Source organism: Streptomyces sp. NPDC059785 (assembly GCF_042732375.1).
Classification (GTDB): Bacteria; Actinomycetota; Actinomycetes; order Streptomycetales; family Streptomycetaceae; genus Streptomyces.
Genome location: NZ_JBHWHV010000046.1, coordinates 53,098 through 76,804 on the forward strand (window position 1 = coordinate 53,098; position 23,707 = coordinate 76,804).

Genomic DNA, 23,707 nt, shown 5'->3' on the forward strand with positions numbered 1-23,707 from the left:
TCAGGTCATCAACTGGCGCACTGTTCCTTGTCCGCAGTGGACCTCTGGACGTCGTCCGACACCTTGGTCGGCGCCGTCAGCGACACTCCCGCGCCCTTGAAGTCCTTGCCGAGGGTGAGCACCATCGCGGGCAGACCCTGGGCGTTCTTCTCGCTCTTGCCGGGCTTCATCGCGGAAGCCGACAGGCCCATCAGGTCGGCCAGCTTGCGTGCCTGGTCGGCCTGGTCGGGAGAGTACTCCAGGGTCGTCTTGCTGAGCGTCTCGTCGGCGTTGCCGAGCTGGCTGGACTTGAGCACGCCCTCATCATTCTGCAGCCAGTTGAGAGTTTCCTGTGCGGAACCCGCCTCGGCGCCGCCGTTGTAGATGTCGACGCGGATCTCGGAGGCCTCCGAGCGGTCGCCCTTGAGCCGGGCGGCCACTTCGGCCTTCTCCTTCTTCTCCTTCTGCTTCACCTCGGTCAGCGAGGTGTCGTTCTGGATCATCTCGAACAGCGGGTCCGCCAGCGTCTTGTTGACGACGACCGTCACCGGCGTCTTCTCGGCGGGGTTGTCGACCACCGGCACGGTCGTGAAGGTGATGTTCTTCGTCGGCACCTTCTTCAGCTCGAGAGCCATGTCCTTGAGGGTGCCGACCTTGCCGATGGCGGAGTCGACGGTGAGCGCCTTGGTGGCGGCCTCGGCCAGCTTGTACAGCTTGGTCGGGCTGGTGAGGGTGTCGCTGGAGGCCATCTTGCGCATCAGCGAGCTGAGGAACTGCTGCTGCACCTTGATCCGGTCGAGGTCGCCGGAGTTGCCGAAGCTGTGCCGGGTCCGCACGAAGGCCAGCGCCTGCTCGCCCTCCACCACGGACTTGCCCGCGGGCAGTTTGAGGTGCGAGTCCGCGTCGTCGACGGCCTTCGTCACGCAGACCTCGACGCCGCCGACGGCCGTGGTCAGCGTCTTGACCGCGTTGAAGTCGGCCATCATGAAGTGGTCGGGCTTGATGCCGGTGACCGCCTGGACCGTGCGCATGGTGCAGCCCGGGTCGCGGTCGAACTGGCCGAGGCTGGTGTTGAAGCGTTGGTTCTCCGTGCCCGCGATGACCTTCTCGGTGCCGTCGGAGAGTGTCGTCGGGCAGTCCGGTACGTCGACGATCAGGTCGCGCGGGATGCTCATCGCGGTCGCGTTCGTACGGTCCTTGGAGACGTGCAGCAGGATGTTGGTGTCGGCGTGCCCGACGCTGTTCTTGTCGCCGTAGCCCTCGTTGCCCTCGCCGGTGCGCTTGTCGGTACCGATGATGAGGAGGTTGAAGGCCTCGTCCTTGCTGAAGCTGCTGGAGCCCGCGTCGCCGACGTCCGTCGTCTGGACGTTGCCTTCGAGGTGCTTGAGGTAGAGGTAGCCCGCCCCGGTGGCGGCGACGAGGACGAAGGCCATGCCGCCGCCGGTCCACAGCAGGATCTTCTTGGCCTTCCCCTTCTTCTTCTGCTTGGTGCGCCGGCGGCCCGGGGCCGGCTCGGGCGGCGTGCCGCGGCGCCTGCGCGGTCCGGGCACGGTGTCGGGAGCCGGCGCGTCGGGCTTCTCGCGGCCCGGTGTCGCGGTCCGGGCGCGGGTCTCGCCGGCGGCAGCGGCTCTGCGCGGTCTGGGGACTGTCGACTGCGGTCCGGAAGGAGTCAGTCGCAGTTCGTATTCACCGGTGTTCGGGTTGAGCACCCACTGGTCTGCGGGATCGATGTCGTCCGCCCGCCCACGGCCTTGCGCGTCCACGGTTGTCTGAATCCTCCGTCGGGGCCACGCGGCGCCTTTCTCCCCTCAAGTAAGGCGCTCGGGTCTCGGTCTGCGATGCGCGACCCCCAGGACGGACCTCGTGGCCGGGTGCACCGGATCGCTCACACTATCCGCCCAGTTCAACGTCGAGCGACGACGGTGACAAATTCCACTTCCCTACAACTGGGCAATCCGACGCATTTCTTGAGACTCGACTTCTGGGACTTGGCCCGTGCTTTACTCGCAGGCGTCGTCGGCGGCCGTGTTCCCGCGGAAAGTGGGGTCGGGGCGCGGAGTGCCGGCGGGTGCAACGGGCCGCATTTCCGGGGACTTTCCGTCGCCGTACGACTCCGCTTCGTGGTGGCCGGACGTATTGCCCGGCCGTGAGCCGCCGTCGTCGCCTCCCGCGTGCCGCTCGTTCCTCGATGTCCTGTTGTCGCCCTTTGTGGCGGTATCTACCGGAAGTTCTTTCGAGACTGTCACGGGCGTGTCCGAGCGGAGCCGGTCGAAGAGTTCCTCGGCCTCGGGCTCCACGAGCTGATCGCGATTGGCGTTGTAGGCGTAGGACGTGCGCGGGACGGTCAGGAAGCGCACGCGTGCGGTGGGGATGTCGCGCATGCCGCGGACGAGTTGGTAGAGGCCGCGCAGACTGGCCAGCGCGGGGTCCGTGGTGAGCGACGAGGTGGCCGCGTCGAGCACCGGGTACAGCTTGGCCGGGTTGAGCAGGACGTCGTTGCTCTGCACCTTGTTCACCAGGGCGCCGAGGAAGCGCTGCTGGCGGCCCATGCGGTCGGTGTCGCTGCCGTCGCCGACGGTCTTGCGGGCGCGGACGTAGCCCAGGGACTGCTCACCGTTCAGCGTCACCCGGCCCGCCGGGACGTTCAGCCTGGCGTCCTTGTCGTCGATCGGTTCCTTCAGGCACACCCGGACGCCGTCGACCGCGTCGACCATCTCCTTGAACCCCTGGAAGTCCACGACCATGTGGTGGTCCACGCGGATGTCGGTCAGCTTCTCCAGGGTGCGGATCGTGCAGGCCGAACCGCCGCTCGCGAAGGCCTGGTTGAACTGCGTGAACATCGCCTCGCTGCGGGAGCCGTCGCGGCGCCGGCAGCCGGGCACGTCCACCATCAGGTCGCGCGGCACCGAGACGGCGGTGGCGCTCTCCCGGTCGGCGGCCAGGTGCAGCAGGATCGTGGTGTCGGAGCGCTCGGTGCCCGAGTCCCGGCCGTACTCGGCGTTGCCGTCCCCGGAGCGCGAGTCCGAGCCGATCAGCAGGATGTTCTGCGCCGCGCGCACCAGGGCCGCGGGGCGCTCCTTCTCGTACCGGGCGAGTTCGCGGGCGGCGGCTTCGTCGGCCGTGATGTTGGAGCTCAGCTTCTCGTACGCCGCCCAGCCGGCCGCCGCGGCGCCGGCCAGTACGACGGTCACGCCGAGCGCGGTGCGGCGCAGCCAGCGCCTGCGCCGCCGCGCGAGTCCGGCCCCGGTGGGCGACGCCCCCGCCCCCGGCCCCGCCGCGCCCGCAGGCCCGGTCCCCTCGTCGCCCGCACGTCCGGAGCCCGTACCCGCGCTGTCGCCCACGTCTGCATCCACCCCTCGAGCCGTACGGCCGTCCTCGTGCTCCTGGTGCTCCTACGACCATGACCCGCCGGGGCTCCGGGGGCTCGTGGACGGGGGGCGGTCGTGGGCTGAACGGGGGAGCGGGGCCGGCGCCCCGGCGTCAGCGGGCCGTTGCCGTGACGCGTTCCGCGTCGATGCGCTTGGCGAGGGCGTCGTCGGTCAGGTGGCCGGGGTTGCGGCACAGGACCACGGAGCCGTTGGACGCCAGGGCCGCGTACAGGCCGGCGCTCAGGCCGTCCCAGGTGTCGTACTCCAGCGCCGACAGGATCCGCGCGCCGGGCCCCGTGAGGCCGAGCCGGGGCGCGTCGGCGCGGGCCCGCTCGACGACCTCGGCGCCGGTGTACTCGGCCCCGGCGACGGTCAGCGCGGGCTCCTCCGGGTCCACCGGCGCGTACGGCTGGAAGCGGTCGCCCTGGCTGGGCACTTCCACGGCGTAGTCGGCGTAGCCCTCGGGCGGGGCGGGGACGAAGCGGCGGCCCAGCGGCGCGAGCGACAGTGCGACGCGCTCGCCGGAGCAGGCGAGCCCGGCCTCGAAGTGCCCGGGGCCCGCGACGACGTGGTCGGCCGCGGCCGGGTCGCCGCCGACGTCCGCGACCACGCCCACCGAGGAACAGGCCAGCAGCCACACCGCCGTCTGCCAGTGCGCGGGCAGCAGCAGCGCGACCCGGTCACCGGGCTCGGCGGACAGCTCGTCCTGGAGGAGGTTGGCGGTCTTGGCCACCCAATTGGCGAAGGTGGCCACGGACAGTTCCACGCGTTCGCCGGTGGCGTCGTCGTAGAAGGTCACCAAAGGGCGCGCCGGATCCGTGGCGAGCACGGATCGCAGCAGGTCGGCGGGGGTGCGGTCGGTGGCGGTCACGCGGGCAAGCGTACGCGGGGCGGGTGCGCGGGGCCGCCCCGGCGGGTCGCCGGTTCGGCCGAGTGCGCTCGACGGGGCGTCACATCCCCGATGGACAGATATGTATGACTATGTCCAGGATCAGCCGCATGCGTGGATTTCTGGCTTCCTCGATCGGTGTCACCTGTGCGGCGGCCCTGGCCCTCCCGGGGGCCCTGCCCGCCTCGGCCGCGACGTCCGCGGAGGCTTCCGCGGCGGCGGCGATCCCGTCCGTCCCGGCGTCCGCCTCGGCCCCCGGGAGATCCGGCGCCGCCGCCGTCCCCGGCAGCACCCAGTCCCTCCCCCTGGTCCCGCTCACCGCCAAGCGCGCCTCCGGGTCCGCGGCGCCCCCGCAGGGGGTGGTCCGGCGGGATGTACGCCCGTTCTCGCTCCTCGGCGTCGTCTGGAACGACCCGGACGCCGAGCTGAACGGCCGGGTCCAGGTCCGTACCCGGCCCACCGGCGGCCGCACCTGGTCCGGCTGGCAGGACGTGGAGACCCACAACCACGAACACGCGGCCGACCCCGGCACGGCCGAGCGCACCTCGGGCCGGGTGCGCGGGGCCACGGCACCGCTGTGGGTGGGCGACTCGGACGGCGTCGAACTGCGCGTGCGGGCACGCACGGACGACCGTACGGGCCACCGCACGGACGGCCGTGACGGTCGTACGGGCCATCGCACGGCGTCCGCCGCGGGCTCCTCGCTCCCCAGGGGCCTGCACCTCGAACTCGTCGACCCCGGCGACGGACCGGCGGCGAAGTCCGCCGCGGGCGGCGCGCGCACGGCCGTCTCGGCGGTCACGGGAGCCCTCGCGTTCGCCGGCGGCGCCGTCGCCTCGGCAGGAGACGTAGCTGGAGACGCAGCCGGAGACGCGGTCCCGGGCATCGGTACCGGCCTCGCGCCGTCCGCCCCCGCCGTGCTCCCCGCCCTCTCCCGGCAGGCCACCGTGGACGAGGCCCGCGCGGAGGGAGCGGCCGGCGGCGGCCAACGCGTCCAGCCGTACATCGGCCCGCGCCCGCGCATCGTCACGCGCCGGGGCTGGGGTGCCGACGAGGGGCTGCGGGAGCGGGGCTTCGCGTACACGAAACGGGTCAAGGCGGCCTTCGTGCACCACACGGCGACCGGCAACAAGTACAGCTGCTCCCGGTCCGCTTCCGTCATCCGCAGTATCTACCGCTACCACGTCAGCAGTCAGGGCTGGCGTGACATCGGCTACAACTTCCTCGTCGACAAGTGCGGAAACATCTACGAAGGCCGGGCCGGCGGCGTCACGAAAGCCGTCAAGGGCGCCCACACCCTCGGGTTCAACAGCAACAGCATGGGGATCGCCGTGATCGGCAGTTTCGGGTCCGCGAAGGCTCCCGCGCGGGCGGTGAGGGCTGTCTCGAAGCTCACGGCGTGGAAGCTGGGTCTCTTCGGGGCCAATCCGCGCGGAAAGACATACCTGAAGTCCGCCGGTGGCAATCTCTACCGAAAAGGCAAGAACGTACGACTCAATGTGATCTCTGGCCATCGGGACGGTTTCGCCACGGACTGTCCGGGACGGCGCCTCTACGGCAAGCTCGGCTCGGCCCGCTCCTCGGCGGCCCGCTACCAGGGCCGATGAGAACCGGCGACACCGCGCGCGAGTGAAACCGGCCGTCGCGACCGGCCGTCGAACAGTCTGCATACACTGGCCGGCCGACACCCGAGTATCGGCCGGCCCCAGCAGGAAGCAGAGACGAGTGACAGAAGCGATCCTCCTGGTCGGCGGCAAGGGCACCCGGCTGCGCCCGCTCACGGTGCACACCCCCAAGCCGATGGTCCCGGCGGCCGGTGTCCCCTTCCTGACGCACCAACTGGCGCGGGCCAGGGCCGCGGGCGTGGAGCACATCGTCCTGGCGACCTCGTACCTCGCGGAGGTCTTCGAGCCCTACTTCGGGGACGGCTCGGCGCTGGGGCTCCACCTGGAGTACGTCACCGAGGTGGAGCCGCTCGGCACGGGCGGCGCCATCCGCAACGTCGCCTCCCGGCTGCGCTCGGGCCCCGACGAGCCGGTGCTGATCTTCAACGGCGACATCCTGACCGGCCTGGACATCCAGGCGCTGGTCCGCACCCACGAGACGACCGGCGCCGACGTCTCGCTGCACCTGACCCGGGTCACCGACCCCCGGGCGTACGGCCTGGTCCCCACGGACCCGACCGGCCGCGTGACCGCCTTCCTGGAGAAGCCGCAGACGCCCGAGGAGATCGTCACCGACCAGATCAACGCGGGCGCCTACGTTTTCCGCCGCTCGGTCATCGACACGATCCCGGCGGGCCGGCCCGTCTCCGTGGAGCGCGAGACCTTCCCCGGCCTGCTCGCCCACGGCGCCCACCTCCAGGGCATGGTCGACTCCACCTACTGGCTCGACCTCGGCACCCCGCAGGCGTTCGTCCGCGGCTCGGCCGACCTGGTCCTCGGGCGCGCCCCGTCCCCTGCGGTCCCCGGCCGCTGCGGCGACCGGCTCGTGCTGCCGAGCGCGTCCGTCGCCCCGGACGCCAAGCTCACCGGCGGCACCGTGGTCGGCGAGGGCGCGTTCGTCGGCGAGGGCGCCCGGATCACCGGCAGCGCGCTCCTCCAGGGCGCCGTCGTGGAGCCCGGCGCCGTCATCACCGACTCCCTGATCGGGGCCCGCGCCCGCATCGGCGAGCGCTCGGTGCTGACCGGCGCGGTGATCGGCGACGGAGCGGCCGTCGGCCCGGACAACGAACTCCACACGGGACTGCGCGTGTGGTGCGATGCCCGGATCCCGGCGGGCGCGGTGCGGTTCTCGTCGGACCAGTAGCAACGAACTGATACGGGCTGACACGCAGCCGGGCCCTACAGCAGCCCGATGTCCGTCCGCGGCATCTTCGGCCTGCGGCGCGGCGGGGTCCGGCCGGAGAGCAGGATCAGCCGCGCCGCACGGTGCCGCTGACCCGCGTACGGCTCCAGGAGCGACAGCATCACGGCGTCGTCCGCGTCCCGGTCGCCCGCCAGCGCGTAGCCCACGATCCGCGGCAGGTGCAGGTCGCCGGTGGTCACCGAGTCGGCCGCGCCGTGGCTGCGCTGCACCACCTCGGCGGAGGTCCACGGCCCGATCCCGGAGACCAGTTCGAGGCGGGCCTGCGCGCGCGGCGGGTCGAGCAGCACGGCCTCCTCGAGGCGGGCGGCCACCCGCACCGCCCGCAGGATCGTCGACGCCCGCTTGTTGTCGACGCCGGCCCGGTGCCACTCCCAGGACGGGATCATGGCCCAGGTGCGCGGGTCCGGCATGACGTGCATCCGGTCGGGCGCGGGCCCCGGCGCGGGCTCGCCGAACTGCCGCACCAGCAGCCGCCACGCCCGGTACGCCTCGTCCGCGGTGACCTTCTGTTCCAGGATCGACGGGATGAGGGACTCCAGGACAAGGCCGGTCCTGGTCAGCCGCAGCCCGGGGCGCCGGTGGCGGGCCAGCGCCACGAGCCGGTGCCGGGGCGCGAAGGCGCTCGGGTCGTCCGACGCCCCGAGCAGATCGGGCAGCCGGTCGAGCAGCCACTCGGCGCCCGGACCCCACGCCTCGGCATCGGCGGCCCCGCCCCGCAGCGCGACCCGCAGGGTCCCGGGCCCGGCGGGCGTACGGCAGGCCCGCCACACGGAGCCGTCGGGCGTCGCCCGGAACGTCGGGTCCCCGGGCCCCCGGCGCAGCGGGCCGAGCACCAGACCGAGGTCCAGCGGCCCGTCCGGCGTCCAGGTGCGCCGCCGTCCGGCCACGGCCGCGGGGCGCGGCACCCCGCCGGGCACGGCGGCATGACCGCCGCGCACGGTCGTACGCGTCGGCCGGGGAGCGAAACGTCCAGCCACGGATGAGGTCCTAGGGAAGCTCGGGGTGCCCTATGAGGGTAGGCGGTACGGAGCGGACGGCGGGCGGACGGACCGGACAGGGGCCCGGGGGCGGTGCACGTCGATAAATGCCCCGGCCTCCCGCCCGGTACTCAGCGCACCTCGACGAACGGCTTCGCGTCCCGCCCGGTGCTCAGCGCACCTCGATGAACGGCTTCGCGTCCCGCCCGGTGCTCAGCGCACCTCGATGAACGGCTTCGCGTCCCGCCCGGTGCTCAGCGCACCTCGATGAACGCCCCCGCGTCCCGCTCGGGCCGCGCTCTCGGCTCCTCCGCCGGATGCCCGACGGCCACGGCCCCCATCGGGTCCCAGTCCGCGGGCAGCCCCAGCACGTCCCGTACGACGTCACGGCAGAACATCGTCGACGACACCCAGGCGGAGCCGAGGCGCTCCCCGGCCAGCGCCACCAGCAGGTTCTGCACGCCCGCGCCGGTGGCGACCACGAACATCTCGCGCTCGGCGCCGTCCCGCCGCGGATCGCCGTACGTGTGCGAACCGTCCATGACCAGGCAGGGCACCACCAGATACGGCGCGTCGCGCAGGACGTCGCCGCGCCGTACGCGCTTGGCGACGGAACTCTCCGGCTTGCCGTCGCGCCGCAGGTCCGCGATCCAGGCGTCCCGCATGGCGTCGAGCAGCCGGGTCCGCGACTGCGCGGACTCCAGGAGCACGAACCGCCAGGGCGTGGTGTGGTGCGGAGCCGGCGCGGTCACCGCCGCCGCCACCGCGCGCCGGACCGCCCCCGGGTCCACCGGTTCGTCGGTGAACGCCCGGACCGTACGCCGCTGGGTCACCGCCTCCCGTACGGCCTCCGACGTGCCGAGCCGGAACATGTCGTCGCGCGCGCCGCGCACCATGCCCCGGGTGCCCTCGCCGCCGTCCTCGGCCACCACGTGCGCAAGGCCCCGGACGACGGCGACGGGGAGCCCCGCGGCCTTGCCCTTGAGCAGGTCGCCCGCCGCGGCCAGCTCGTCGGCCGTGGCGACGACGGTCGCGCTGAGCGGGTTGCCGTGGGAGTCGGTGCCGCCGCGCAGGTCGTCCAGGACCCGGACGCCCGCGGCGCCGATGGCGACGTCCGTGAGCCCGGTGCGCCAGGGCCGGCCGAAGGTGTCGGTGACGACGACGCCGACGTCGACCCCGAGGGCGTCGCGCAGCCCGGCGCGCACCGCGCGCGCGGACGCGTCGGGATCCTCGGGCAGCAACAGCACGGTGCCGGCCGGGGTGTTGGAGGCGTCGACCCCGGCGGCGGCCATCACCAGGCCCTGCCGGTTCTCGACGATCCGCAGCGTGCCGCGCCGGGCGACGACGCGCACGGTCTCCGCGTCGATGGCGGCCTCGCGGTCGGTCGCCTCGACGATCCGTCCCTCCGCCTTGGACACGATCTTGGAGGTGACCAGGACCACGTCACCGTCGCGCAGGCCGGGCTCGGCCGCCGCGACGAGCTTGGCCAGATCGTCGCCCTCGCGCACCTCGGGCAGTCCGGGCACGGCCCACACCCGGAAGCCCGCCGCCGTCCGCTCCTCCGTGGGAACCCCGCCGCTCACGCGCCCCGCACCTCCTCCGCCAGCGTCAGCGCCTCGGCCGCCATCCGCGCCGCGGCGTCGATGTCCGACATCAGCAGCGGGACGGCCCGGCAGCGGATCCCGGCCGCCTCGACGCGCTCCACGGTGCCCGCGTCGACGGTGTCGACCAGCCAGCCGTCGAGGAGCCCCGAACCGTAGTGCTCGGCGACGGCCGCGGCGGTCGACTCGACGCCCACGGCCGCCAGCACCTTGTCCGCCATGCCGCGCACGGGCGCGTCCCCGACGATCGGGGAGAGGCCCACCACGGGCACCCCCGCCTCGGCGATCGCCTCCCTCATGCCGGGCACGGCGAGGATGGTCCCCACGGAGACCACCGGGTTGGACGGCGGGAAGAGCACGACGTCCGCCTGGGCGATCGCCTCGAGGACGCCGGGCGCGGGCTTGGCCTGCTCGGCGCCGACGGGCACCACGGCCAGCGCGTCCACGGAGGCCCGCAGCCGCACCCAGTACTCCTGGAAGTGGATCGCCTTGCGCTCACCGTCCAGCTCGACGGCGACATGGGTCTCCACCCGGTCGTCGGACATCGGGATCAGCCGGACGCCCGGCTGCCACCGGTCGCACAGCGCCTCGGTGACGGCGCTGAGCGGATAGCCCGCCGCGAGCATCTGCGTCCGCACGATGTGCGTGGCGAAGTCCCGGTCGCCGAGCCCGAACCACTCCGGCCCCGCGCCGTACGCGGCGAGCTCCGATTTCAGGTGGAAGGTCTCGTCGGTCCGTCCCCAGCCCTGCTCCTCGTTGATGCCGCCGCCGAGGGTGTACATCACCGTGTCGAGGTCCGGACAGACCTTCAGGCCGAAGAGGTGGATGTCGTCGCCGGTGTTGCCGATGACCGTGATGTCCGCGTCCGGCGCGGCCTGCTTGAGACCGCGCAGGAACCGGGCACCGCCGATACCGCCTGCCAGAACCACAATGCGCATGGGGTTCAGTCTCGCAGGCGGGTACGACAGCGCGTCAGGCAGTTACGGCATTGCCGGCGTCGTGCGCGGCGGGAGCGGCGCACTGTGCGACGTGCATCGGCATTTCGGTCAGACCCGGGTAATAGATGTGCAGACTTATGGCCGGTTCGAGCATGTCGTTGACCACTTCATGCACGTAACCGGGGGCGAAGACACGCTGCGCACCGGCGCGCAGTTCGCGCGTGCCGTGCTTCGTGCGCTCGCTCAGTGCGCCGTCCAGAACGGTGAGCACTCCGCTGGACGGGCCGTGGTCGTGCGGCCCGCTGCCCTGCCCCGGCACCCAGGACAGCAGCCAGACCTCGTAGCCGGGCCCGGTGCTGAGCCGGTGGTACCAGCGCGAGGCGGCGTCGTAGCGGACGAGGTGCTCCCACCGGGAGCGGTCGGCGGCGAGGGAGCGGGCGAGCCCGGCGAACTCGGCCACGGTGGCCGGGTGCTCGCGCGGCGGCTGGAGCAGGTGCGGGACTTCGAGGATGTCGCCGGCGATCTGGAGGTCGCTGTCGCTGTTCATGGGTGCGGTGGTTCCTCGGCGGAAGAGAGCTGGGGTGTCGCATGCGGTCGCCGTCCGGATCACGGACGGGAGGGGCCGCCCGGGTACGGGCGGGCAGCCGCCCGGAGCGGGCGGGACAGCCGGAGCGCGGTACGGCTCAACAGCTGGGACAGCAACAGCTACAGCGAGCGCGGGCAGCACCGTGGGACCCGGCGGTGCGGGTCGTGGTGAGTGCCAAGTTCGCGAGCATGCCCACAAGGACATCGGTTCACACCTCGGCTGTCAACCTGGGCCGCGCGCGTGGGAGGTGCGTCACCTCTTCCGGTTCAACCGTCAGGCGAAAGGTTTGCTCTCCGGGATCACGGGACACATGGCGCACAACCGGGCGCACGGCCCCCGTTTCGAATTCGTGATCCATCTGTGATCCGATTCGCATCCGGGGAGGTGTCGGAACGAGATCGAACTCCTGGGCGTCCTCCCCTGTGCGGGGCGGGTGTCCGGCCTGGGCCTCAAGTGCTGTACTGGTTTATGCCGATTTGAACACTTTCCGCATAGCCTTGGTTCCGCAGAGTGAATAAGGGGCTCAATAGCAGATCTCGGCTTGACTGGCCCGGATCGGCACACTTGTAATTTCACTCGTGTCGTTCAGCCGAAATCGGTAACGACAGCAGCACGGGGACGCGAAAGACAGACGAGGGGCGCACATGACCGAGCCGGTGCAGCAACTGCTGGTCGACGACGCGGACGAGGAACTCGGCTGGCAGGAGCGCGCGCTGTGCGCCCAGACCGACCCCGAGTCCTTCTTCCCCGAGAAGGGCGGCTCCACCCGCGAGGCCAAGAAGGTCTGCCTCGCCTGCGAGGTCCGCTCCGAGTGCCTCGAGTACGCGCTCGCCAACGACGAGCGGTTCGGCATCTGGGGCGGCCTGTCGGAGCGCGAGCGCCGGCGCCTGAAGAAGGCCGCGGTCTGACCCCGTAGCACGCGCCCCGCGCCCCGCGCGCGCGGGCGCCCGGAACCGGACACCGCCCGCGCTCCCCGAAGTCGCCCGAAACCAGGCGCCCGGAACCGGCCGCCGGCCGCGCGGTGGACCGGAGGCGTCCGGACGGGGCCACGGGGCCCGCGAACGGCGCCAACTCCTCCGTACCGATACGTATCGCCCGGCCCGTCGCGCGGGGGTTGTCCACAGGCGGCGGGCCGCCGTGTTGCTCAGCCGTTAGTGTGGCCTCTCGTCCGAGACGTCGCGCTGTCCCCGTTGGACACAGGCGTCCACCGCAGTCCATCGAACCGGGGCCCGTACCTCGATGTCCGTGCACAGCCACACGGCAGCCCAACACGACGCTGCCACCCCAGAGTTCCCGCGCCACGTGGTGACCGCGGTGCTCGTCTCCCACGACGGCGCCCGCTGGCTGCCCGAGGCGCTGACCGGCCTGCTCGGCCAGGAGCGCCCCGTGCAGAGCGCGGTGGCGGCCGACACCGGCAGCGCGGACGACTCCGCCCAGCTCCTGACCGACGCCCTCGGCGCCGACCGGGTGCTGCACCTGGCCCGGCGCACCGGCTTCGGCCAGGCCGTCGAGGAAGCCGCCCGCACCGCGGGCGTGCTCACCCCGGACGACCTGCCCTACCTCAAGCGCCCCAGCGGCTGGGACCCCGTCACCCGCACCTGGCGCGACGACGCGTACGACATGCCGGAGCTGCCCCACGGCGAGCCCGAGCAGTGGCTCTGGCTGCTGCACGACGACAGTGCGCCGGAGCCGGACGCCCTGGCCCAGCTGCTGCGCGTGGTGGAGAACGAGCAGGAGCTGGGCCGCGAGGTCGCCGTCGTCGGCCCCAAGCTCCGCGGCTGGTACGACCGGCGCCAGCTCCTGGAGGTCGGCGTCACCATCGCCGACTCCGGCCGCCGCTGGACCGGACTCGACCGCCGCGAGCAGGACCAGGGCCAGCACGACCACGTCCGGCCCGTCCTGTCCGTCTCCACCGCCGGCATGCTGATCCGCCGCGACGTCTTCGAGGAGCTCGGCGGCTTCGACCGGCGGCTGCCCCTGATGCGCGACGACGTCGACCTGTGCTGGCGCGCCCAGGCCGCCGGACACCGCGTCCTCGTCGCCCCCGAGGCGGTCGTACGGCACGCGGAGGCCGCCTCCCGCGAGCGCCGCACCGTCGACTGCGTGGGCCGCACCTCCGCCTCCCCGCACAAGGTCGACAAGGCGGGCGCCACCTACACCCTCCTGGTCAACGCCCGCACGGCACAGCTCCCCTGGATCCTGTTCCGGCTCGTCCTCGGCACCCTGCTGCGCACGGTCGCCTACCTCGTCGGCAAGGTCCCCGGACAGGCCGTCGACGAGATCCGCGGCCTTTTGGGGACTCTGCTGCGCCCGGAGCGGATCCTCGCGGGCCGCCGCGCACGCGGCCGCCCGCAGGTCGACAAGGGCGAGCTGCGCCCCCTGTTCCCGCCGCCCGGCGCCACCGTCCGGGCCACCGTCGAGCAGGCCGCGGGCAGCCTCTTCGGCAGCTCCGACGCCGAGGCCGCCCCCGGCGCCGGACGGCACGGCGGCGCGGTCGAGTCCGGACCCGGCGGCGACGACGCCGACTTCCTGGAGGTCGAACAGTTCGCGCGGCTCAAGCGCGTCGCCCGCAAGCCGGGCCCGATGCTCTTCGTGGTCCTGCTGTTCGTCTCGCTCATCGCCTGCCGCGCGCTGCTCGGCGGTGGCGCGCTGGCGGGCGGCGCGCTGCTGCCCGCGCCCGCCGACTCCTCCGAGCTGTGGTCGCGCTATCTCGACGGCTGGCATCCCGTGGGCGCCGGCGGAACCCGGTCCGCGCCGCCGTACATCGCGCTCGTCGCGCTGCTCGCCAGCCTGCTGCTCGGCTCCACCGGCCTCGCCGTCACCGTCCTCCTGGTCTGCTCCGTGCCGCTGGCCGGCTTCACCGCGTACTTCGCCTCGCGGCCCCTGGTCGAGTCGCGGCTGCTGCGCGCCTGGGCGTCCGTCGCCTACGCCTTCCTGCCCGCCGCCACCGGCGCGCTCGCCGGCGGCCGCATCGGCACCGCCGTCCTCGCCGTCCTGCTGCCGCTCATCGCGCGCGCGGGGATCGCGGCCAGCGGTCTGGCGCACCCCACCGGCGGCCGCGGAAGCTGGCGCGCCACCTGGGCGTACGCGCTGCTGCTGACCCTCGCCACCGCCTTCACGCCGATCGTGTGGCCCATCGCGCTGGTGCTCGGCGTCGCGCTCCTCGTGGTGCGCCGCGGCGAGATCGTTCCCTACGGACTGCGTTTCCTGGCCCAGCTCGGCACCCCGCTGCTGGTCCTCGCCCCCTGGTCGCTGACGCTGCTGCCGACCGGCTTCTTCACCGAGGCGGGTCTCGAGTACGGCGCGAGCACGGCCTCCGCGCTCGACCTGCTCGGCGCCAGCCCCGGCGGCTCCGGCACCGTCAGCGGGCTGATGCTCATCGGCATCGTGCTCGCCGCGCTCGCCGCCCTGACCCGCGCCGAGCGGCAACGGGCCGTGTGGGCCGCCTGGGTCGTCGCCCTGGTCGCCCTGGTCTTCGCCGTCCTCGCCAACAGCTCCACGTGGGCCGGACCCGCCACCCTGGTCTACGGGATCGCCCTCCTCGCCGCCGCCGCGCTCGGTGCCGACGGGGCACGCGCGCGCGTTGCCGAGCAGAGCTTCGGCTGGCGCCAGCCGCTGGCCGCGCTCATCGCCTTCGCGGCGGCCGCCGGACCCCTGCTGGTCGCCGCGGGCTGGATGATCCGCGGCGCCGACGGGCCGGTGGAGCGGCGCGACCCGGTGCAGGTGCCCGCCTTCGTCGCCGAGGAGAGCGGCACCCGCGACCAGGCCCGCACCCTGGTCCTGGACAGCGACGGCGCGGCCCGCGTCGGCTACACCCTGGTCCGCGGCTCAGGCGCCCGCCTCGGCGACGCCGAACTCGCCGCGGCCGACGGGGAGAACGAGAAGCTCGACAAGGTCGTCGCCAACCTGGTGGCCGGTTCCGGCGCCGACCAGGCCGACCAGCTCGGCGGCTTCGCCGTGCGCTACGTCCTGGTCCGCAACGGCGCGCCCCGTGAGGTCAGCCGCGTCCTTGACGCCACCCCGGGCCTGAGCCGGCTCAGCCAGCAGGACGGCAGCGCCCTGTGGCGGGTGGACCGGCAGGTCTCGCGCGCCGCCGTCGTCTCCGGCTCCGGCGAGCCGGAGGCCGTCGCCGCGGGCCCCGTCGAGGTGCACACCACTCTCCCCTCCGGGGAGGAGGGCCGCGTCCTGCGCCTCGCCGACACGGCCGACGCGGGCTGGACGGCGACCCTGGACGGCAAGCCGCTCACCCGCACCACGGTGGACGGCTGGGCCCAGGGCTTCGAACTGCCCTCCAGCGGCGGCGAGCTGGACATCACCTACGACGAGCCGATCAGCCACACGGCCTGGCTGTGGGCGCAGGGCGCGCTCGCCGTCGTCCTCGTGGTGCTCGCCCTGCCCGGGCGCCGCCGGGTCGTCGACGACGACCTCCCCGAGGAGCCCGTGGTGGCCGCCCAGGAGATCACCGGAGAGGGCCGCCGCGCCCGCCGGCTGCGCGCCCAGGCCGAGGCCGAGGCCGAGCAGACCGCGCAGGACGACCCGGCGGGCCCGGACCCGTACGACGAGGGCATGGAGGGCGTGCGGCCCGAGGAGACCGGGGAGGCCGTCCCGGCTGCCGCCGTCCCGCAGCAGCAGTCGTACGGCGACTGGGACGCGGCGGGCTACCAGGGCGCCGACTACGGCTCCTACGGGGGCGAGCAGTACCAGGGCACCCAGCAGCAGTACGCGGCAGGCGGCTACGACCAGCAGCCCTACCAGGCCGACCCCTACCAGACCGGCCAGTACGACCCGTACGCCTACGGGGGCACGACGGGGTACGACCAGACGTACACCCAGGGCTACGACATGACGTACGACCCGGCCGCTCAGCCGCAGGTACCGCAGCAACCGCCGCAACCGCCGCACGGCACCGACCATGAGCGCCCCGACGGGAGCCAGCAGTGAACCGCACCACCCTGTCCCTGATCGCCGGTACCACCGCGCTCGTCGCCGTCACCGGCTTCGCCGTGATCAGCGAGCCCGGCGCGGCGGACGGCGACACCGCGCGGACGGCCGCTCAGCTCCCCGTGGAGCGCACCAGCCTGCTCTGCCCGAGCCCCAGCCCGTCGGAGATCGCCGACACCACCTACACGTCCTTCACGCCCGTCACCAAGGGCACGGAGAGCGGCGGCAAGGCCGAACTGACGGCGGCGACGGGCCAGTCGGCGGACGACGGCAAGGGCGACAAGGACAGCGACGAGGACGAGAAGGACAGCGGCAAGAGCGGCGAGGACGACACGCAGGGGAAGTCCGTCCTGAAGCCCGGGGACCCCGGCAAGCCGGTCACCGCGGACGTCTCGGGCGCCGACGAGCCCGCCGTCATCGGCACCGCCGAGGGGAAGTCCGCACCCGGCTGGACCGTCCAGCAGACCACGGAGGTCGCCGCGGGCACCGGCCGCGGCCTGCTCGGCGTCAACTGCACCGCTCCGGACACCGAGTTCTGGTTCCCGGGCGCCAGCACCGCCGACGCGCGCACCGACTACGTGCACCTGACCAACCCCGACGACTCGGCCGCCGTGGTCGACGTCGAGCTGTACGGCAAGGACGGCGCGCTCAAGTCGACGGTGGGGGAGGGCATCACGGTCCAGCCGCACGCCAGCGAGCCGGTCCTGCTCTCCACGCTCACGGACTCCCCGCAGACCGACCTGACCGTGCACGTGAGCGTCCGCAGCGGCCGGGTCGCCGCCGCCGTCCAGGCCCTGGACGACGAGCTCGGCGGCGACTGGCTGCCGGCCTCCGCCGACCCGGCGGGCAGCCTCGTCCTGCCGGGCATCCCCGAGGACGCCACCTCGGTGCGCCTGGTCGCCTTCGCGACCGGTGACAGTGACGCCGACCTGAAGGTGCGGCTCGCCTCGACGTCCGGCCTGATCACCCCGGCGGGGAACGAGACACTACACGTGAAGGCCGGCATGACGGCCGCCGTGGACCTCGGCGACCTCACCCGCGGCGAGGCGGGCTCCCTGGTGCTGACGCCCACCAGCGGCTCCGCCCCCGTCGTCGCCGCCCTGAAGGTCGTCCGCGGCAAGGGCACCAAGCAGGAGACGGCGTTCATCCCGGCCGCCGCGCCGGTCGGCACGCGCGCGACGGTCGCCGACAACCGCGCCAAGGGCACCACGCTCGCCCTGACCGCCACGGGCAGCACCGCCAAGGTCAAGATCACCGCGTCCGCCGGCAGCGAGGGCGGCACGGCGGCGACGAAGACGTACACGATCAAGGGCGGCACCACGCAGGACGTGGACGCGCCCGTCCCGAGCGGCCTCAAGGGCACGTACGCGCTGACCGTGGAGCCGGTCTCCGGGGGCCCGGTGCACGCCGCGCGGATGCTCGCGGAGACGCTGAACGGCATCTCCGCCTTCACCGTGCAGACTCTCCCGGACGACCGCGGCACGGTGTCCGTGCCGGAGGCCGAACAGGACCTGTCGGTGCTTCAGAAGTAGCGACCGGGGCGGCGCACCGACACACGACAAGGTGCGCCGCCTCCGTCGTTTCGGTCCCCGCCGCGTCAGTCCTCGTCGTACCGCGGATCCACCGTCTCCGGTGTCAGCCCGAGGATCTCCGCCACCTGCTCGACGACCACCTCGTGGACCAGCGCGGCGCGCTCGTCGCGGCCCTTGGTGCGGATCTCGACCGGGCGGCGGTAGACGACCACGCGCGCGGGGCGGCCGTCGCGGGCCGCGATCGTGCCGCCGAGGGGCACCGGTTCGTCGCTCCAGTCCTCGCTCCGCCCGTCGACGCGGGGGACCTCAAGGACCAGGAAGTCGATGTCGGCAAGCTGCGGCCAGCGCCGTTCGAGACGTTCCACGGAGTCCTGCACCAGGTCGGCGAAGACCTCGGCGCGGCTGGCGGCCAGCGGTACCTGGGGCGGCGCCACGGGACCGCGCATGCCCCTTCCGTGGCGGTCGCGACGGCGAGGCCCGGGCGCGGCGGCGCGGGGCGGTACGGGGTTGTCCATCACCGACGAAGCGTAGTCCTCGCGGGGCCCGCGCGCGGGGCGTCCACGCGGCTGCCGGGCGACCGTACGGCATGTCGCCCGATGACCATTCCAGCCAAGCTTGGGCTCGATTCCGTATCTTTCCCGGACCGTCGATCTCATGGCAAATGGCATGGTTTGCACCGGGTGGTGACCGGACCCAAGTCGCCCGGCCCACCGCTTCGATCGACGTATTCGCAGGTCAGTACGGGCCGTTCGAAGGGCGGGGTGAGCGGTCTCACACTCCGACACGGTGGGGTGACCTGGGGGCGAGTCGTCGCGGCCCGCTCAAGAGTGCGGTACCGTCCAACATCGTGAGCCCTGTACGTCGCTGTTCGCGCACCGCTTGCGGCCGTCCCGCCGTCGCGACGCTGACGTACGTCTACGCCGACTCGACCGCGGTCCTCGGCCCCCTCGCCACCTACGCCGAACCCCACTGCTACGACCTGTGCGCCGAGCACTCCGAGCGCCTCACCGCACCCCGCGGCTGGGAGGTCGTCCGGCTGTCCGACGGTTCCGCTCCGTCCCGCCCCAGCGGTGACGACCTTGAGGCGCTCGCCAACGCCGTGCGCGAGGCGGCCCGTCCGCAGCAGCGCACCGCGGAGGCCGGCGGCGGGGCGCGTTCGGCGGACCCGATGGAGGTCGCGCGCCGCGGCCATCTGCGGGTGCTGCGCTCACCGGACAACTGAGCGCTCCCTGACGCGCCGGTCCCGGAAGCCCTCTCCGACGTGCCGGTTCCACGAGCCCTCGCCGACGTGCTGATCCCACTGAAGTACCCGTCCTGTTGAAGCGCTCGTCTCACTGGGCGGTGCACGCCCATTGACGTGACCTTGTCGCGGACACGACGATTCCGTCACCCGGAAGAAACGGCTTTCCGCATCGCGGAATTCGGGGAGGCGCTGCGTGTACGTCCAGGAACTCGAACCCGTCGCCGACTCGCTCGGTCTGTCCGCCCTCGTCGCGGCCCTGCCCCTCGTCATCGTGCTCGTCCTGCTCGGCGGCGTCCGCATGAAGGCGCACCGGGCCGGGCTGGTCGGCCTCGCCGCGGCGGCCTTGGTCGCCCGGCTCGCGTACGGCATGCCGGTCGGCCAGACGCTCTCCAGCGCCGCGCAGGGCGCCCTCTTCGGCCTGTTCCCCATCCTGTGGATCGTCGTCAACGCCCTGTGGGTGTACCGGATGACGGTCCGCACCCGGCACTTCGACATCCTGCGCCGCTCCTTCGGGCGGCTGTCCGACGACCCGCGCATCCAGGCCCTCGTCATCGCCTTCTGCTTCGGCGCGCTCCTGGAGGCGCTCGCCGGTTTCGGCGCGCCCGTCGCGATCTGCTCCGTGATGCTGGTCGCGCTCGGCTTCGACCCGGTGCGCGCGGCGGTCGTCGCGCTCGTCGCCAACACCGCGCCGGTCGCCTTCGGCGCCATGGGCACACCGGTCGTCACCCTCGCCCAAGTCACCGGTCTGCCCCTGGACTCGGTGGCCTCCGTGGTGGGCCGCCAGACGCCGCTGCTGGCCCTCGTCGTACCGCTCGTCCTCGTCTTCCTGGTCGACGGGCGGCGCGGGCTGCGCGAGACCTGGGTGCCCGCCCTGGGGTGCGGGACCGCCTTCGCCGCCGCCCAGTTCGCCGCCTCCAACTACCTGTCCGCGCAGCTCGCCGACATCGGCGCCGCCCTGGCGGGCGCCGCCGCCCTGGTCGCCGTACCGCACTCCCGCAGGCCCGCGGCCGAACCGGTACGGGCCGCGGTCCTGACCGGCGCGCGCAGCGAGGACCTCGACGAGGAGGACCCGCGCCGCGAAGTCGTACGCGCCTACGCCCCGTACGCGCTGATCGTCGCCATCTTCTCGGTCGCCCAGATCCCCGCCGTCAAGGACTGGCTCGCCAAGGCCACCCGCGTCTTCGACTGGCCCTTCCTGAACGTGGTGAACCCGGACGGCGAGCCGGTCGGCGGCAACGTCTTCACCCTGCCCCTGGTGTCGACCGGCGGCACCCTCGTCCTGCTCGCCGGCGTGTGCACGGCGGCCGTTCTCGGGGTCCACGCGCGCGTGGCGGTCACGGAATGGGCGGCGACGGTGCACGAGTTGCGGTTCGCCATCCTGACCGTGACGTCCGTGCTGGCGCTCGCCTACGTCATGAACCTCTCCGGACAGGCGGCCACGATCGGCCAGTTCGTGGCGGCGGCCGGCGCCGGACTCGCCTTCCTGTCACCGGTCCTCGGCTGGTTCGGAGTCGCCGTCTCCGGTTCGGACACCTCCGCCAACGCCCTGTTCGGCGCCCTCCAGGTGAGCGCCGCCCGGGAGTCGGGACTCTCGCCGGAACTCCTCGCCGCCGCCAACAGCTCCGGCGGCGTACTGGGCAAGATGATCTCGCCCCAGAACCTGACCATCGCGTGCGCGGCCGTCGGGCTCGCCGGGCGCGAGGGCGACCTGCTGCGCAAGGTGCTCCCCTGGAGCGCCGGACTGCTGCTGATCATGTGCCTGATCGTGGTCGGGCAGAGCTCGCCGGTACTGGACTGGATGCTGCCCTGAGCCGGGCCCGGGCCGATACGCCGGGGCGGGTAGTTTGGGGGCACTTCCCAGAACTCCAGGAGGCCCCGCCGTGGCTGTTGATCTGTCGCAGGTCGTGAAGGCGTACGACGTCCGCGGGGTGGTCCCCGACCAGTGGGACGAGTCGCTGGCCGAGCTGTTCGGAGCGGCCTTCGTCCAGGTGACCGGAGCGGACGCGATCGTGGTCGGCCACGACATGCGGCCCTCGTCGCCCGGCCTCTCGCGCGCCTTCGCGCGGGGCGCCGCGGCGCGCGGCGTCGACGTCACCGAGATCGGCCTGTGCTCGACCGACCAGCTCTACTACGCGTCCGGCGCGCTCGACCTGCCGGGCGCCATGTTCACGGCCTCGCACAACCCCGCCCGGTACAACGGCATCAAGATGTGCCGGGCGGGCGCGGCCCCGGTCGGCCAGGACACCGGACTCGCCGACATCCGGGAACTCGTGGAGGCCTGGTCCGACTCGGGCGCCCCGGCCCCCGCCCACGGCACCACGCCGGGAACCATCGCTCAGCGGGACACGTTGGAGGATTACGCGGCGTACCTCCGCGGCCTCGTCGACCTGACCTCCCTGCGCGCCCTGAAGGTCGTCGTCGACGCGGGCAACGGCATGGGCGGGCACACCGTGCCGACCGTCTTCGAGGGCCTGCCCCTCGACCTGGTCCCGATGTACTTCGAGCTGGACGGCACGTTCCCGAACCACGAGGCCAACCCGCTGGACCCGGCCAACCTCGTCGACCTCCAGAAGCGCGTCCGCGAGGAGGACGCCGACCTCGGCATCGCCTTCGACGGCGACGCCGACCGCTGCTTCGTCGTGGACGAGCACGGAGACCCCGTGTCGCCCTCCGCGATCACCGCCCTGGTCGCCTCCCGCGAGCTGGCCCGGCACGGCGGCAGCGGCACGGTCATCCACAACCTGATCACCTCCTGGTCCGTGCCCGAGGTCGTCCGCGAGCACGGCGGCACCCCCGTCCGTACCCGCGTCGGCCACTCCTTCATCAAGGCGGAGATGGCGACGACCGGCGCGATCTTCGGCGGCGAGCACTCCGCGCACTACTACTTCCGCGACTTCTGGAACGCCGACACCGGCATGCTCGCCGCGCTGCACGTGCTCGCCGCGCTCGGCGGCCAGGACGGCCCGCTCTCCGGCCTCGTGGCGCAGTACGACCGCTACGTCGGCTCCGGCGAGATCAACTCCACCGTCGGCGACCAGCAGGGCCGCCTCGCCGCGCTCAGGACGGCGTACGAGGGCCGCGAGGACGTCACCCTCGACGAGCTCGACGGCCTGACCGTCTCCGCGCGGGACTGGTGGTTCAACGTCCGCCCGTCCAACACGGAGCCGCTGCTGCGCCTGAACGCGGAGGCACGGGACGCCGCGACGATGGCGAAGGTACGGGACGAGGTACTGGAAATCGTCCGCGGCGCCTGATCAGGTCCGCGGGCCCGGCCGCACGCCCGCCCCGCCCCGTACTCCCGCATGGTTCCGTACCCCCGTGCCCCTGTGCCCCGCGCGCGCGGGGCACAGGGCGACGCTTGGCCGCCGTTCCACGGCGGTACCCTGACCAGGCCGCATCCACCTGTTCGGATCCACGGGTCCGGACCGGACTGTTCGGAAGGACACCCCATGCCGCTCGAAGCCGGCCTCCTGGAGATCCTCGCCTGCCCGGCCTGCCACGCCCCGCTCGAGGAGCGCGACGACGAACTGGTCTGCACCGGCCAGGACTGCGGCCTCGCCTACCCCGTCCGGGACGGCATCCCCGTACTCCTCGTCGACGAGGCCCGCCGCCCCGCGTGACGCAGACGGCGATCGGAGGCTGCCGCCCATGCTCGACGAATCGCTGCTCGACGCCCCCGAGGCACTGACCGAGGCGGACCGCAGGGGCCTGCTCCGCGGCGCCGCCGAGGCCGGCGCCCGGGTGCGCACCGCCGTCCGGCTCGCCGCCGAGGCGGGCGTCACCGAACTGAAGCCCGACGGCCGCCCGCGCGCCGTCCTGATCGCGGGCCCCGGCACCGCCTCCGCGGGCGTCGCCGACCTGCTCGGCACCCTCGCCGGCGCGGTCTGCCCCGTGACCCGGCTGAACCCCACCGGCGTGGCCCCCGCCCCCGGCGCCCTGCGCTGGGAGCTGCCCGGCTGGGCCGGCCCCGTCGACCTGCTCCTCGTCGCCACCCCGGACGGCTCCGAACCCGGCCTCGCCCTCCTGGTCGAGCAGGCCTACCGGCGCGGCAGCACCGTCGTCGCCGTGGCCCCCGCCGCGTCCCCGATCGCCCTGGCCGTCGAGGGCGCGCACGGCCTGTTCGTACCGATGGCGACCGCCCCGTACGAGACGGAGGCGCCCGTCGCCGCCTCCGCGCCCGGCGTGCTCTGGGCGCTGCTCACCCCGCTGCTCGCGGTCCTCGACCGCGCCGCGCTGGTCACGGCGCCGGTCAGCACCCTGCAAAAGGTCGCCGACCGCCTCGACCACGTCGCCGAGCGCTGCGGCCCGGCCATCGCGACCTACAGCAACCCCGCCAAGACCCTCGCCACCGAGCTGGCCGAGGCGCTCCCGGTGATCTGGACCGAGGGCACCTCCGCGGGACCCGCCGGACGCCGCTTCGCCGCCGCGCTCGCCGAACTCGCGGGCCGCCCAGCGCTCACCGCCGAACTCCCCGAAGCGCTCGCCTCGCACAGCGTCCTGCTGGCCGGCGCGCTCGCCGCCGGAGCCGACCCCGACGACTTCTTCCGCGACCGCGTCGAGGAGCAACAGGCCCTCCACGCGCGCGTGGTGCTGCTCCGCGACCGCCCCATCGGCGGTCTCAGCGCCGCCCCCGCCGCCCGCGAGCTGGCCTTCGGTCACGACACCGCGATCAGCGAGCTGGAACCGGAGGAGGGCGCCGAGCTGGAGACGCTCGCCGAACTGATCGCCATCACGGATTTCGCCGCCGTTTACCTCGCGCTCGCCTCAGGCGCCTGATCTTGACCC

At 73.3% G+C, this 23,707-nt stretch carries 18 protein-coding genes; 10 read left to right on the forward strand and 8 right to left on the reverse strand.

What is annotated here, in order from left to right; translation table 11 throughout:
* Nucleotides 1–8: 8 nt before the first annotated feature.
* The 3 genes from ACFV6E_RS29785 to ACFV6E_RS29795 form a co-directional block, all read right to left on the reverse strand.
* On the reverse strand, nt 9–1,742 hold the full coding sequence (locus tag ACFV6E_RS29785; protein WP_385169841.1) for an LCP family protein: 1,734 nt from the start codon (nt 1,740–1,742) through the stop codon (nt 9–11).
* A gap of 237 nt (nt 1,743–1,979) precedes the next feature.
* Entirely contained in the window at nt 1,980–3,332 is a 1,353-nt protein-coding gene (locus ACFV6E_RS29790; RefSeq protein WP_385465767.1) for an LCP family protein, read from the reverse strand.
* Nucleotides 3,333–3,459: 127 nt separating this feature from the next.
* The gene (locus ACFV6E_RS29795; protein WP_385465770.1) at nt 3,460–4,218 is read right to left on the reverse strand and encodes a TIGR03089 family protein; all 759 of its coding nucleotides are present in this window, start codon (nt 4,216–4,218) and stop codon (nt 3,460–3,462) included.
* 128 nt (nt 4,219–4,346) lie between these two features.
* Here ACFV6E_RS29795 and ACFV6E_RS29800 point away from each other — a divergent pair, with 128 nt between their 5' ends.
* On the forward strand, nt 4,347–5,843 hold the full coding sequence (locus tag ACFV6E_RS29800; RefSeq protein WP_385465773.1) for a peptidoglycan recognition protein: 1,497 nt from the start codon (nt 4,347–4,349) through the stop codon (nt 5,841–5,843).
* A 118-nt stretch (nt 5,844–5,961) separates the two neighbouring features.
* On the forward strand, nt 5,962–7,044 hold the full coding sequence (locus ACFV6E_RS29805; protein ID WP_385465776.1) for a sugar phosphate nucleotidyltransferase: 1,083 nt from the start codon (nt 5,962–5,964) through the stop codon (nt 7,042–7,044).
* A 35-nt stretch (nt 7,045–7,079) separates the two neighbouring features.
* Here the strand turns inward: ACFV6E_RS29805 and ACFV6E_RS29810 are convergent, their stop codons facing one another.
* The 4 genes from ACFV6E_RS29810 to ACFV6E_RS29825 all read right to left on the reverse strand — a co-directional run bounded on the left by ACFV6E_RS29810 (nt 7,080) and on the right by ACFV6E_RS29825 (nt 11,167).
* Entirely contained in the window at nt 7,080–8,081 is a 1,002-nt protein-coding gene (locus ACFV6E_RS29810; protein ID WP_385465779.1) for a DNA-3-methyladenine glycosylase family protein, read from the reverse strand.
* Between the two features lie 254 nt (nt 8,082–8,335).
* The gene (locus ACFV6E_RS29815) at nt 8,336–9,664 is read right to left on the reverse strand and encodes a coenzyme F420-0:L-glutamate ligase (protein ID WP_385465781.1); all 1,329 of its coding nucleotides are present in this window, start codon (nt 9,662–9,664) and stop codon (nt 8,336–8,338) included.
* On the reverse strand, nt 9,661–10,620 hold the full coding sequence (gene cofD, locus ACFV6E_RS29820) for a 2-phospho-L-lactate transferase (protein WP_385169824.1): 960 nt from the start codon (nt 10,618–10,620) through the stop codon (nt 9,661–9,663). The genes ACFV6E_RS29815 and cofD overlap by 4 nt, the downstream gene beginning before the upstream one ends.
* Before the next feature lie 34 nt (nt 10,621–10,654).
* Nucleotides 10,655–11,167 (reverse strand): cysteine dioxygenase, encoded by a 513-nt coding sequence (locus tag ACFV6E_RS29825; RefSeq protein WP_385465784.1) that lies wholly within the window; start codon nt 11,165–11,167, stop codon nt 10,655–10,657.
* A gap of 683 nt (nt 11,168–11,850) precedes the next feature.
* Here ACFV6E_RS29825 and ACFV6E_RS29830 point away from each other — a divergent pair.
* The 3 genes from ACFV6E_RS29830 to ACFV6E_RS29840 all read left to right on the forward strand — a co-directional run bounded on the left by ACFV6E_RS29830 (nt 11,851) and on the right by ACFV6E_RS29840 (nt 17,679).
* Nucleotides 11,851–12,114, forward strand: a complete 264-nt coding sequence (locus ACFV6E_RS29830; RefSeq protein WP_385169819.1) for a WhiB family transcriptional regulator — start codon at nt 11,851–11,853, stop codon at nt 12,112–12,114.
* A gap of 331 nt (nt 12,115–12,445) precedes the next feature.
* A complete protein-coding gene (locus ACFV6E_RS29835; RefSeq protein WP_385465787.1) occupies nt 12,446–16,147 on the forward strand; it encodes a glycosyltransferase family 2 protein in 3,702 nt (1,233 codons plus the stop codon).
* A complete protein-coding gene (locus ACFV6E_RS29840; RefSeq protein ID WP_385465790.1) occupies nt 16,144–17,679 on the forward strand; it encodes a DUF5719 family protein in 1,536 nt (511 codons plus the stop codon). Before ACFV6E_RS29835 ends, ACFV6E_RS29840 begins: the two co-directional genes overlap by 4 nt.
* Nucleotides 17,680–17,744: 65 nt before the next feature.
* On the opposite strand, the gene ACFV6E_RS29845 is transcribed toward ACFV6E_RS29840, so the two are convergent.
* Nucleotides 17,745–18,194, reverse strand: coding sequence for a metallopeptidase family protein (locus ACFV6E_RS29845; protein WP_385169845.1), 450 nt, complete (start codon nt 18,192–18,194; stop codon nt 17,745–17,747).
* Between the two features lie 332 nt (nt 18,195–18,526).
* On the opposite strand from ACFV6E_RS29845, the gene ACFV6E_RS29850 reads away from it, so the two are divergent.
* The 5 genes from ACFV6E_RS29850 to ACFV6E_RS29870 all read left to right on the forward strand — a co-directional run bounded on the left by ACFV6E_RS29850 (nt 18,527) and on the right by ACFV6E_RS29870 (nt 23,698).
* Nucleotides 18,527–18,901: a DUF3499 domain-containing protein gene (locus ACFV6E_RS29850; protein WP_385169811.1), complete on the forward strand. Its 375-nt coding sequence runs from the start codon at nt 18,527–18,529 to the stop codon at nt 18,899–18,901.
* 214 nt (nt 18,902–19,115) lie between these two features.
* Nucleotides 19,116–20,732: an L-lactate permease gene (locus tag ACFV6E_RS29855; protein WP_385465793.1), complete on the forward strand. Its 1,617-nt coding sequence runs from the start codon at nt 19,116–19,118 to the stop codon at nt 20,730–20,732.
* A 70-nt stretch (nt 20,733–20,802) separates the two neighbouring features.
* Nucleotides 20,803–22,176 (forward strand): phosphomannomutase/phosphoglucomutase, encoded by a 1,374-nt coding sequence (locus ACFV6E_RS29860; protein ID WP_385169807.1) that lies wholly within the window; start codon nt 20,803–20,805, stop codon nt 22,174–22,176.
* Between the two features lie 195 nt (nt 22,177–22,371).
* The gene (locus ACFV6E_RS29865; protein ID WP_385169804.1) at nt 22,372–22,542 is read left to right on the forward strand and encodes a Trm112 family protein; all 171 of its coding nucleotides are present in this window, start codon (nt 22,372–22,374) and stop codon (nt 22,540–22,542) included.
* A gap of 28 nt (nt 22,543–22,570) precedes the next feature.
* Nucleotides 22,571–23,698 carry an SIS domain-containing protein gene (locus tag ACFV6E_RS29870; RefSeq protein WP_385169802.1) on the forward strand — a complete coding sequence of 376 codons (1,128 nt, stop codon included), beginning with the start codon at nt 22,571–22,573 and terminating at the stop codon, nt 23,696–23,698.
* The last annotated feature ends 9 nt before the right edge of the window (nt 23,699–23,707 follow it).